Annotated in this window: 11 protein-coding genes; 1 reads left to right on the plus strand and 10 read right to left on the minus strand. The window is 34.5% G+C overall.

Annotation, left to right across the window (positions count from 1 at the left end; all coding sequences use genetic code 11):
* Nucleotides 1-14: 14 nt before the first annotated feature.
* From ABDZ72_RS04705 to ABDZ72_RS04750, 10 genes are all read right to left on the minus strand, one after another.
* A complete protein-coding gene (locus ABDZ72_RS04705) occupies nucleotides 15-1022 on the minus strand; it encodes a polysaccharide pyruvyl transferase family protein (RefSeq protein WP_343751475.1) in 1008 nt (335 codons plus the stop codon).
* 17 nt (nucleotides 1023-1039) lie between these two features.
* Nucleotides 1040-2074 (minus strand): pseudaminic acid synthase, encoded by a 1035-nt coding sequence (pseI, locus tag ABDZ72_RS04710; protein WP_343751476.1) that lies wholly within the window; start codon nucleotides 2072-2074, stop codon nucleotides 1040-1042.
* Nucleotides 2074-2547: a GNAT family N-acetyltransferase gene (locus tag ABDZ72_RS04715; protein WP_343751478.1), complete on the minus strand. Its 474-nt coding sequence runs from the start codon at nucleotides 2545-2547 to the stop codon at nucleotides 2074-2076. The genes pseI and ABDZ72_RS04715 overlap by 1 nt, the downstream gene beginning before the upstream one ends.
* Nucleotides 2540-3535, minus strand: coding sequence for a PseG/SpsG family protein (locus ABDZ72_RS04720; protein ID WP_343751480.1), 996 nt, complete (start codon nucleotides 3533-3535; stop codon nucleotides 2540-2542). Before ABDZ72_RS04720 ends, ABDZ72_RS04715 begins: the two co-directional genes overlap by 8 nt.
* 17 nt (nucleotides 3536-3552) lie before the next feature.
* Nucleotides 3553-4290: a cytidylyltransferase domain-containing protein gene (locus ABDZ72_RS04725; RefSeq protein ID WP_343751481.1), complete on the minus strand. Its 738-nt coding sequence runs from the start codon at nucleotides 4288-4290 to the stop codon at nucleotides 3553-3555.
* A gap of 8 nt (nucleotides 4291-4298) precedes the next feature.
* Nucleotides 4299-5471 carry a UDP-4-amino-4,6-dideoxy-N-acetyl-beta-L-altrosamine transaminase gene (pseC, locus tag ABDZ72_RS04730; RefSeq protein ID WP_343751482.1) on the minus strand — a complete coding sequence of 391 codons (1173 nt, stop codon included), beginning with the start codon at nucleotides 5469-5471 and terminating at the stop codon, nucleotides 4299-4301.
* A 32-nt stretch (nucleotides 5472-5503) separates the two neighbouring features.
* Entirely contained in the window at nucleotides 5504-6475 is a 972-nt protein-coding gene (pseB, locus tag ABDZ72_RS04735; RefSeq protein ID WP_343751484.1) for a UDP-N-acetylglucosamine 4,6-dehydratase (inverting), read from the minus strand.
* The gene (locus tag ABDZ72_RS04740) at nucleotides 6472-7869 is read right to left on the minus strand and encodes a hypothetical protein (RefSeq protein WP_343751485.1); all 1398 of its coding nucleotides are present in this window, start codon (nucleotides 7867-7869) and stop codon (nucleotides 6472-6474) included. The genes pseB and ABDZ72_RS04740 overlap by 4 nt, the downstream gene beginning before the upstream one ends.
* A complete protein-coding gene (locus ABDZ72_RS04745) occupies nucleotides 7856-8911 on the minus strand; it encodes a hypothetical protein (RefSeq protein ID WP_343751486.1) in 1056 nt (351 codons plus the stop codon). The genes ABDZ72_RS04740 and ABDZ72_RS04745 overlap by 14 nt, the downstream gene beginning before the upstream one ends.
* A gap of 268 nt (nucleotides 8912-9179) precedes the next feature.
* Nucleotides 9180-10211 (minus strand): glycosyltransferase family 2 protein, encoded by a 1032-nt coding sequence (locus ABDZ72_RS04750; RefSeq protein ID WP_343751487.1) that lies wholly within the window; start codon nucleotides 10209-10211, stop codon nucleotides 9180-9182.
* A gap of 150 nt (nucleotides 10212-10361) precedes the next feature.
* Between ABDZ72_RS04750 and ABDZ72_RS04755 the strand changes: the two genes are divergently transcribed.
* On the plus strand, nucleotides 10362-11385 hold a 1024-nt coding region (locus ABDZ72_RS04755), incomplete at its 3' end, for an IS5 family transposase (protein ID WP_343751488.1).

An 11385-nucleotide genomic window follows, 5' to 3' on the forward strand; every position in this document is an offset into this window, starting at 1 on the left:
AGTGTTCTGTATGACTATATTCGACATAAAGCTAGGAAATTCCTAGAACAGGTTGACTTTTTCACCGGACTTTTAGGGTATAGATTCTTAAACTTTAGAGATAAATTAGGTGCTGCTGAATAACCCAAACCATTCAAAGTATATAAGTGACCCATACCTCTTCCATCTTCACCAATTAGTAAACTTGGCTTCCTCGTTCTTAAAAACCATATGTGAGCATGTAACCTAAAACCTATGTGTGCATCGATGTCATCGTAAAATGACAAGTTTTCTGCATCCCCTGAAAGGTCTACAAAATTAATTTGTCTTTTGTCCCAATTTGAATTGATTTGCTCTTCAAATATGCCATTATATCCATGATACGTAATATAAACATCACATGAAAATTCATTTTTTAATTTCAGTGCCAACTTGTATGCCATCTCTTGGTGATGTTTAACATGAGGCATAGATACACTTATTTTATTTATTTTTTCGGGCAATAGTGCAGAAGTGTTTAATAAGTTTGTATCAAATAAACCGCAGTCACCAGTTGTCCCGTAACACTTAACACCATTATTGACCAATATATTTTCTGTTGTAATATCTCGACATGAAATTGCTCCAATAGCAGAACTATCTTGTCCCACTTTACCAAAATGTTGAGATAATATCTCTTTCTCAGTTGATGCAAGGTTAAGTTTTTTTGACTGTTTAATAGTACCAGGATACACTCCCCAACCAGCTCCAACACCATATACTGGAACTGACGATTTATATGCTTTATTAAAAAATTTACTTCTGTTTTTTGGAGCCTCATTATACCCTTTGATTGTTGGCCTCATGCCTGGTGCTAAAATAGCTTTGTATTCACTCAAGTCATCCAAATCCTCCGGTTCTTGATCTACAACACTCACAAAATCAAAATTGACATCCTTACCTTTTACACCTTTTACGATATCCAAAAGACTTTTGCCAAGTAAATCATCCCCGGAGTTTCTAGAGCCTTTTTCAGGGTATGTTGATAAAATTAAATATGACATTTCGTTAGTCCCCTTTATTATTCCACAATGTCCCAAGTTAAAGGTTTCCCTCTTGATATATCATCTTTAGCTTTCTTTCCAATTACTGAATCAATATATTTGGGCTTCATACCATGACCCGGTCGTATTGATCTAACATTAGATTCGGTCAAAGTTTCTCCTTTTTCAACATCCTCTACTACAAATAATGATCGAGACAGCTCACGGCTTTTCATCTTTTTTTCATCCAACTCATAATCAACATTACCTAATGCTTTTTCCGCATCTCTCACAGAATCCACTAGCACTTTAAATTCGTCTTTATCCAATGAAAAACTAGAGTCCGGGCCACCTATACTTTTATCTAATATGAAATGTTTTTCAATTATTTTTGCTCCAAGGGAAACAGATATTATTGGTACCGTTGCTCCAAATGTATGATCAGACAAACCAATTTCCACATTAAAGGTCTCTTTTAAATTTTGCATTGTTAACAAATTAGCATCCTCAATTTTGGCTGGATAAGCAGAAGTGCATTTCAACAAGATAATTTGTTCATTGTTCATTCTCCTACAAGCCTGTACAGCATCATCAATTTCTCCAAGAGTTGCAATACCAGTGGATATAATGACAGGTTTGCCTTGTGAAGCAATATATTCAATTAAAGGAATATCCGTTATTTCAAATGACGCTACTTTGTAGGCTGGCACATTTAAGTCTTCTAAAAAGTCTACAGCAGACTTATCAAAAGGGCTCGAAAAACAAATTAAACCAAGTTCTTTGGCATAGTTCATTAATTCTTCATGCCACTCCCATGGCATGTATGCTTCTTTATAAAGGTCATATAAATAATTGTCATCCCATATTGTTTCGCTTTGGATTTTAAAATAGTCATTTTTGCAATCGATCGTTATTGTATCAGGAGTATATGTTTGGAGTTTAATAGCATTAGCCCCAGACTCCTTGGCAGCTTTAATGGTCTCTTTGGCGACGTTTATATCGTTTCCGTGATTAGCTGAAAGTTCCGCAATAATTAGTGCTTGTTTTGAAATATTAAAATCGCTTATATACATTATGATCCCCTTCTTAACGGAAGAATATATTCAAGCATCTTATCATTTTGCTTTTGCAATGAGAAATTTGCGTTCTCAAATAACTTTTTAGAAGCAGTATTTATGTCAGAGACAACTGCTAAAATATATTGGACTTCTTTTCTTTCGCCTTTTAGTCGTTTTATACTTTCTTCCAAAAATTCAATACTCAAACCTCGACCTTTAAGGTCTTTAGATAAACTTATACTTACTATTGCTGTATCATTATCAAGTTTATACCTTATTTGCCCTAGAAAATTATTATTATCATCTGATATAACATAGATAATATGGTTACTTGATTTTATAACTTTTTCGAACCATCTTACATGCTCTTCCCAATCAATCTTTTGTGGATTAATGGAATGCTTTCTAACATAGTCCGCGTTTGATAGTTGGTAGATGTCATAAATATCATCTTCTTGGATGGAGCGTAAATAATAAGTATTATTCATAACTCTTCCCCCCTACCAAATTATCAACGATTCGTTTGGCTCCCATTCCATCGACTACCCCAGCATATTGCTGCACTAGTGAACATCTTAACGAAAAGGAGTTCAGTTTATGAAATTCATCTCTTAACTTTTCAGTCGTTATCAAATCCTGATAATCCAGAACAGCTTCAACAAGATTAAACCTTTTAAGACTCTCTATATTGTTCTTCTGATTTTCGGCGACTTTCACAGGGATAAATGGAGTTTTTGTAGATAATAACTCGTAAACCGTTTGCCCAGCTGCAGTTATTGCCAAATCTGAATCTAACATGATTTTTTTCATTTTATAAGCAGTTATATTTTGGTGCATCTCTATTTTTGTACCAATTTCATTGATGATTTTCTCTCTGCTCCCAGAATCCTTACCAACTATAACGTGAAAAGTAAGGTACGGATTTCTGCTGCTAATTTGGTTTAATACAGATAGTGTTAGATTGTTTAAGCCCGATCCGCCCATAGTAATCAGAACAGTGTTCACATGTTTATTTATCTTTTGTCGATCCTGATTTATAAACGGTCTTCGCAAAATAATGTATTTATGACCCAACAGAAACCCATTGTTTCTATCGTCACTATAAACAAGTCCGTCAGTACTGAGAGATGGGTTAACAATCACGCCAGGGGGATAATTAATCCGTGCATTATCATCTATATATAAGCACTTTTTCGCTCTATCCGAGATTAATTGATAAATATTCTCATCCGCCAAGTAAGAATCTATTATACAATAAACGTCTTTGTTAACGTACTTCTTAAGAAAGTCTTTTGACAGCCAATTAACTATTTTGTAGTTCTTACCTTGAAGCATATCCAAATCTTTATTGTTCCCGTTTATAATCATTTCAACCGCAATACCACGAGACTCTATTTCGTCATATAATGAGCTACACCTTGAAATATGTCCTAAGCCAGTCTGACTTCCACCTTCAGTAAAAATCAATACTTTCACTTTTGTCATCCTCTTAATTATTTAACTTTCTTTTGTTCAATATGTGCATTTATATCATAAAGTTTTGGTTCCTTTTTTAATAAGTTGACAATGTCATTTAGATAAAAATCATGATTCCCAGTATACAGTTTGTTATATATTTCAGTTATTAGTTGGAAATCTTCCTCCGTGTCCAATGTCAAACGATAGTCCGAAAAATCTCTATCATTTTTAAAGTAGTGGATACTGTTGCCTTCCTGCTCATATATATAAGGTGTAACATGTTCGCGCTGATATTCTTTTTCACCATTTACATAAGCATCTTCAAGAACTTCGAAGGAAAACACTTCTGTATCCATCCCTCTTGGGAATGTTCTCTGTTGATATTCAGCTCCAGCATTTGTCACAAGACTATAATCATTCTCTAAATAAAATTTAATCATCTCGTCAACAATAAAAGGGTCAATTAATGGACAGTCAGAAGTGATTCTAACGATAACGTCAGTATTATTCCCCTTTGCTGCATTATAATAACGTTCAAGAACATCTTGCTCACTTCCTCTAGTTACCCGGACACCATTTTGTTCAGCTTCTCTCTCGATAACGTTGTCGCTAGAGTGTTCTGTTGTTGCTATAATTATATCATCTATTAGTTTAGCCTGTTTTAACCTTTGTATAACATGGGAAAGTATAGTATTCCCCTTTAATTCTTTCATAACTTTGCCTGAAAGCCTGGTAGACCCCATTCTAGCTTGAACAATGGCTGTTATTTTCATAAATATACCTACTTCCGATAATGTTGAATCACCTTTTTAACGGCTTTTATGACATCATTTACATCCTTCTCCGTCATAGCCGGAAAAAGCGGCAAAGTGATAATTTCTTCATATAAAAGCTCTGCTATTGGACACAATCCTCGTTTATAACCGAGTTGCTGATAATATGGCTGTAGGTGAACGGGGATGTAGTGTACGTTAACGCCAATATTTTCTTTGAGTAAAGCTTCAAATATTTGCTTTCTATCAACTGTTAGTTCTTCTAAATTTAAACGAATCACATATAAATGCCAACTCGATGATCCCTTTGAATCCTGATATGGAGTTTCAATTTCTCCTATATCATTAAATGCCTTATTATACATAGAAACATATTCTTTTCGCTTCTCGACAAAACTATCAATTTTATTAAGTTGACTGGCTCCGAGTGCAGCTTGTATATCTGTCATTCTATAATTGTAGCCCAATGATTGCATTTCATAGTACCAAGGACCGTCTTGTTTATTTAAATCTTTCGGATCCTTTGTAATCCCATGTGTTCTAAATTCAAGTAATTTATGGTAGTATTCTTCATTATTTGTCGTGATAATACCACCTTCACCTGAGGTAATATGTTTAACAGGGTGTAAGCTGAACATCGTCATATCACTGATAGAACCTATTTTATTTCCATTATAAGTTGCACCTAAAGCGTGAGCTGCGTCCTCTATTACAATAAGGTTGTATTTCTGGGCAATTCGCTTTATCTCGTCCAGTGGCGCCGGTTGTCCAGTATAGTCGACAGGAATAATAGCTTTGGTATTATCAGTAATTAATTCCTCTATTTTTTTGGGGTCGATATTATACGTTTCAGAATCAATATCAGCAAAAACTGGAGTTCCACCTTGATAAAGCACGCAATTAGCACTCGCAACAAATGTCATTGGAGTTGTGATTACTTCGTCCCCTTGACCTATACCTGCTGCATAACTAGAAGCATGCAGAGCAGCTGTCCCGTTCGAAAAAGATACAGCATACTTGGATTCGACATATGATGAAACAGCATTTTCAAATTCACTAACCGCTGGTCCCGTGGTTAAATAATTACTGTTCAACACGTCAACGACAGCGTGGATATCGTCTTCATCAAGCGATTGTCGTCCATATGGTAAAAACTCATCCCTGATTGGTTGATTATCCAAACAAAAACCTCCTGTAGTAAGTGAATTTAACGTTATTCCTTTACCAAGTTTTTTAAGTCTTCAACAGTTAGCCATTCATCGTTTACATTGCTCACATAACTAAATCCATCAGACAATGGTTTACCACCATTACTAAATTCATCCCTCCACCAAGGAAATTCAGGCTGGATAACGTAATAAGAATCATACTCCAAAGTTCGCCGGGCATCGTCTTCCGTGATCATGACTTCATGCAACTTTTCACCGGGACGGATTCCGACGATGTTGATATCACATTCCGGCGCAATAGCCTTTGCTAAATCAGTCACCATCATACTTGGTATTTTAGGAACAAATATCTCTCCACCATGTATTCTTTCTAAACTATCAATTACGAATTGCACACCTTGGTCAAGCGTAATCCAAAAACGTGTCATACGTTCGTCCGTGATTGGTATTTCTGTGGCACCTTGATCCCTCAATTTCTTGAAGAATGGTACAACACTTCCTCGACTTCCAACAACATTACCATACCGTACCACTGCAAACCTTGTATCCTTATCACCAACATACGAGTTAGCAGCTACAAACAACTTGTCAGAGGCCAACTTAGTAGCCCCATATAAATTAATTGGACTTGCCGCTTTATCCGTACTTAAAGCTATCACTTTTTGAACACCACGATCGATTGCAGCTTCAACAATATTCTGTGCACTGTGTATATTAGTCTTAACAGCTTCAAATGGATTATATTCACAAGCACCGACATGTTTTAAAGCGGCTGCATGAATTACAATATCAACCCCATCGAATGCCCTATATAGACGGTCCCTATCCCGTACATCTCCTATAAAAAATCGAATTCTTGGATCTGTGAATTCCTGTGCCATTTCATGTTGCTTTAATTCGTCTCTGCTAAACACTATGACCTTTTTAACATCCTGTTCCAATACCTTTGTGATAAATTTCTTCCCGAAAGATCCAGTTCCACCTGTAACTAAAATCGTTTTGTTATTTAAATTCATTGTTTCATATCCTTTCTGCTTTTGAAAAAGTACTCTTTATCAAATTCCTCTACTTTAAAATCTTTTATCGCTTTGATACAACTTGATGAATTATCAGCTAACATTACAATATTTTCATTAATAAGATCATCCATATATTCAATACCCTGTAAATTAACTAAAATTGTTTTACAACCTAAAGTCATGCCCTCAAAAATGGCTGTGGAATTTACACCTATTTGAAACTCCGATTCCGCAAAGTAGCTATAAAGACTTTTTTCATTGTGATCAATAACCTCAAGGTTTTCAAACGTACTAGCTTCAACCAAATCGGGATACTCGCTCTTCCATCGGTCGTACTCTCCTGGATGCAGTTTATAGATGAAATAGTAATCAGGCATCTCTTGAGCAATTTCTTTAGCTTTCACTGACAATTTTTTGCCAATCGTTCCCTGGGATAAGATTAATACTTGATTGTTTCTCTTTGGTGTACCCTTATACATCTCCAGTTGTTGTTCTAAATATGGAAAACCATATACCTCAATTTTTGTTTGTTCTGGAAAGCCTTTTGTGTGTCCCCAATAGTCGCCAAAAGTCAAAATCTTATCAGGAAAATATTCGATAAACTGTGTTGGATCCCCAAAATTGTAACCAAAGTGATAATCCGTGATTACACCGTGTTGAAATTCAATCACTTCGATTCCTAAGTCTTTAGCAGCGGATATTAGAGAAACACTACCATAAGAAACAAGAATATATATTTTAGACGGTCTTCTTTTCTTGAGTAAATTAAAATAATAATGATATTGATGCTTGAAAAAGAAGGCATTACTTTTGATAAAATTAACTAAATAAAGATTAGTATTAAATGTTTTATTGATAATAGTTTCCAAATGTTTAATTCTATTTTCTTCTCTAGTTGAAATTTTAAGTGATGAAATATGCTTACTAAGGAATACTTTAAGCTTTATAGCATCTGAGTAACGTCTGTTTTTGCTAGAAAAGTTCTTAAGATGTTTGTATAAGTAGGGTGCTTCAACAACGTCATATTGTTCATCCTCTAATGTCTTAATAAAATAATGTGTATAAATATCAAAAGAATAATTATTCAATTTCATTTTTCGAGGATGATCAAAAATTATATAATCCCTAGTATATCGCCCTTGCATAGGATTTTTAAAAATTGAATTGAAGATCATCCTTGGAAAATACTTTAATTTATCGACAAAATTATTCTTTTGTGTATGTGCTTGCCCGTAAATTTGAAGTTCTTCAGTTATTTTGGTAAATAATTGGAATCGAATTAATTGCCAAATTTTTATACCGCAAATATCTAAATTTATTAGATCGTTATCCCTTTCAAGTTGCCACAGATGTTGACAAACTTTCCTTATTGTAAATTCACTTTTTGGCATTTAACCACCCTATTCCATTATTACTGTTCTTCACCCATTTTCCCTTATAGTATTCAAACTTCTCTACAGGCATAATTCTGTGGTTTTTTTTCATCAAATCTTCAACACAAACCAATATTAAAAAAAGTAATATATAATCATAATCACCTACCAGCATAACTGTATCAGTAGCACCCCTGAGCAGCAAACAGGTCAACAAGATGAAGTACAAAAACTGCTTAGTTAGCAAGAAAAAGATTAAAATGATAAAAACTATTCCTATTACTAACATCCCACCTAACCCGAATTTTGAATGGAAATCCAAAAAACTATTATGTAAATTATTAAAACCTGCAAAGTAAAATTCATAATAGTCCAAGCCAAATAATACTTTTCGGGTATTCAATTCACTAAAATAAGCCTTAATAATTTCACTTCTAGGACTTTCCTCTATAAAGCTTGACCTTTCACCAAATTTGTAGATAATGCTCTGACTTAACTTCAACATAAACTTATAAACACTATAGCCAAAAAAAGATGTGGCGAGTAACATTAAACTAAAAGTAAATTTATTTAAATTACGCATATACTTAATAATTAAAACACCTAGTATTAATATAATTGACACAATTATTCCGGATCTACCTAAAGTCCAAAATGAGATTAACAAAGAAAATATAGCAGGAAAAACTATTACTTTATTATAGTTTCTGTAATAAAGGCCAATAATCAAAATACTAAAGGATAAAACAATGTAGTTGACTATATTACCACTTGATTTTTCTGCAATATCATGTGGGCTAGTGCCGACTAAACTAAAGTAGGCTAGATAAAAAACTATTATTGTATATATATATTTAGATATTATATATCCATTTTTCTTTTCTATTAGATAAATACCAAACCCAACATGAGATATAATTAGCATAAATAAACTTAAATCACCAGTGCTTTGATAGTATAAATATTTGACCGAAAGTATCAGCGTAAACAAAAATAAAAAAAGCCATACATAACTATACCTTTTTAAGTTTGTAACAAAAAAATAAACTGTTAATACCAAACCACATATAATCAATATATAAAGTAACAAATTTTCCCTGTACACAAAGTGTATTAACGATATTAAAATACCAATCAAAAAGAAAAAGTCTAATACTCTTGTTATAGTGATCACCACCCTATACGTCAAAGTCTTTGAAACGTACATCATTTTGTTTATACATTGAATTTTATGTTATTTAGACAGGTTTCTAGCATATTACTTTTATTTCAATAATTTCTTTTCAAGAATACTTCCTATAAAACCACTCAAAGATTTGTTTTATATTCTAATTCAATTTAAAATAATAATGTTTAATAATTATTCTCAAAAGTTCTTTTATATTGATGAACTTAGTTCTATTCAAGAGAGCAAAATATATAAATATCTTTTGCATTAAAGGAATGTTTAAATTACCAATCTTAATTGAAAAACTGTAAAATAGAACACGTTTAAATTTATCTTTCGCAAAAACATTGTTATTTTCATTTATACGAATCATTTTACTTGCTAATTCAGATATATCAATTTTATAGTTATTTATATTGTTATTATCATCAAAAAAGAAAAGAAATTCTCTATAGGCTTTTTCATCTAGTTTGAAACCATAATAATTTAACTTTTTAGTATGAATTTCTTGTATTACTTTCCTTCGAGCTAAGGCTTTATTTTTTCTAGTCTGATTTGAAATATTGTTATGGTCAACTCTATACTTCATTAAAAATTTAGGTACAATCGCAAAATTCCCAACCTTAGAAATCTTAAACCAAAAGTCATAATCCTGGGCCACGAAATAATTTTCATCATATTTAATATTATTATATTTAATTGTGGACATTCTTATCATAGAACTAGGATTAGCAATGGGGCTTGCAAATAACAGCCTAATCTTTAATTCTTCGGGATCATAAAATTTACTTTTCTTTTTATAAAAAAGTTTCTTTCCTAATTCTATAAAATTGCAACCTACTACATCTATATTTTTATATATTTCCATAAATGAAACTTGTTCTTTTATTCTATCAGTGAACGCTATGTCATCTGCATCCATAACAGCTAGGTATTCACCCTTGGCATTATTTAATCCACGATTACGTGTATAAGGTATGCCTTTATTATTTTCATTTTCTAGGATTCTAATTCTGTTGTCTTGAGAGCGAAATGCTTTTAATATCTCTAATGTATTATCACTAGAACCATCATCTATGACTAAAATATCCAGTTTTTTATATGATTGATTAATAATACTATTCAAAGATGATTCAATATAATTCTGTGCATTGTAAACGGGTATAAAGACAGTCACTAATGGTGTAGACAAAACCTCATCTCCAATTCCCAATAGATTAATTAGGGGCTACTGAATAATTCATAAACCCTGTCCACAAAGTGTTTGTGGGTCTTACTCCCGAAATAACGTGCAATCTCATTTAAAATGGAACGTAACTTACTTTTGTACGGAGGTCATCCCATGTACGAACATAATGCCAAACAAATGATCCTGCCTGATGAGTTTTTTCTACCCTTTGGAGGCCGTCTGAATCCCGACAACCGTTGGGTTGTGATGGCCTCGCTCATACCGTGGGCTGATATTGAGGACGAATATGTTAAACGCCTGGGAGATACCAGTCAGGGAAGCAGAGCCTACCCGGTCCGCCTTGCACTTGGGTCGCTGATTATCAAGGAAAAACTGGGCTTGAGCGATGAAGAAACCGTTCAGGCTATTACGGAAAATCCCTATCTGCAGTATTTTCTTGGATTGCACGAATTTCAGGAAGAAGCGCCCTTCGATGCGTCGTCCATGACCTATTTTCGCAAACGCTTTGACGCTGATTTGATCAACGATCTCAATGAGCGCATTGTCCAGGGTCAACAGACAAAATCAACGCAAAAGCCATCAAAACAGGATTCGTCAGATGATGACCACGATGACAACCCGCCTTCTGCTCCTGGCAGTGGAACAGAGAAACCGAAAAACAGACGGGAAAAACCGTCATCCAATCAGGGCAAGCTCCTGCTGGATGCCACGTGCGCTCCTTCCGACATTGCCTATCCAACGGATATCAATCTATTGAATGAAGCCCGTGAAAAGCTGGAAGGGATTATTGATACCCTCCATGCCCCCTTGGCGGGGCAACAACGCAAGCCCCGCACGTATCGAATGAAGGCCCGCAAGCAGTATCTGTCTCTGTCGAAGCAGCGCAAACCGAGCAAGGGAAAACGCGATCAGGCCATTCATCAGCAATTAGGGTATGTCCACCGTAACCTGAAGCATGTCACAACTTTGGCGACAACCGCCGGGCTTTCATTATTAAGCAGAAAGCAATACCGCGACCTTCTGGTCATTCAGGAACTCTATCGCCAGCAGGCCACTATGTTCAGAGACCAACGGTCTCACATCGATGATCGGATTGTCAGTATCAGTCAGCCACATGTACGTCCGATTGTACGCGGCAAGACAAACGCACGAGTGGAATTTGGCGCCAAGCTGTCGG

Source organism: Lentibacillus halophilus (assembly GCF_039522485.1).
In the GTDB taxonomy this organism is placed as follows: Bacteria; Bacillota; Bacilli; order Bacillales; family Amphibacillaceae; genus Lentibacillus; species Lentibacillus halophilus.

What these genes read in the sequence shown, in the direction of transcription:
- ABDZ72_RS04705 (WP_343751475.1), bottom strand. Translation starts at nt 1,022, where the DNA reads ATGTCATATTTAATTTTATCAACATACCCTGAAAAAGGCTCTAGAAAC.
- pseI (WP_343751476.1), bottom strand. Translation starts at nt 2,074, where the DNA reads ATGTATATAAGCGATTTTAATATTTCAAAACAAGCACTAATTATTGCG.
- ABDZ72_RS04715 (WP_343751478.1), bottom strand. Translation starts at nt 2,547, where the DNA reads ATGAATAATACTTATTATTTACGCTCCATCCAAGAAGATGATATTTAT.
- ABDZ72_RS04725 (WP_343751481.1), bottom strand. Translation starts at nt 4,290, where the DNA reads ATGAAAATAACAGCCATTGTTCAAGCTAGAATGGGGTCTACCAGGCTT.
- pseB (WP_343751484.1), bottom strand. Translation starts at nt 6,475, where the DNA reads ATGAATTTAAATAACAAAACGATTTTAGTTACAGGTGGAACTGGATCT.
- ABDZ72_RS04740 (WP_343751485.1), bottom strand. Translation starts at nt 7,869, where the DNA reads ATGCCAAAAAGTGAATTTACAATAAGGAAAGTTTGTCAACATCTGTGG.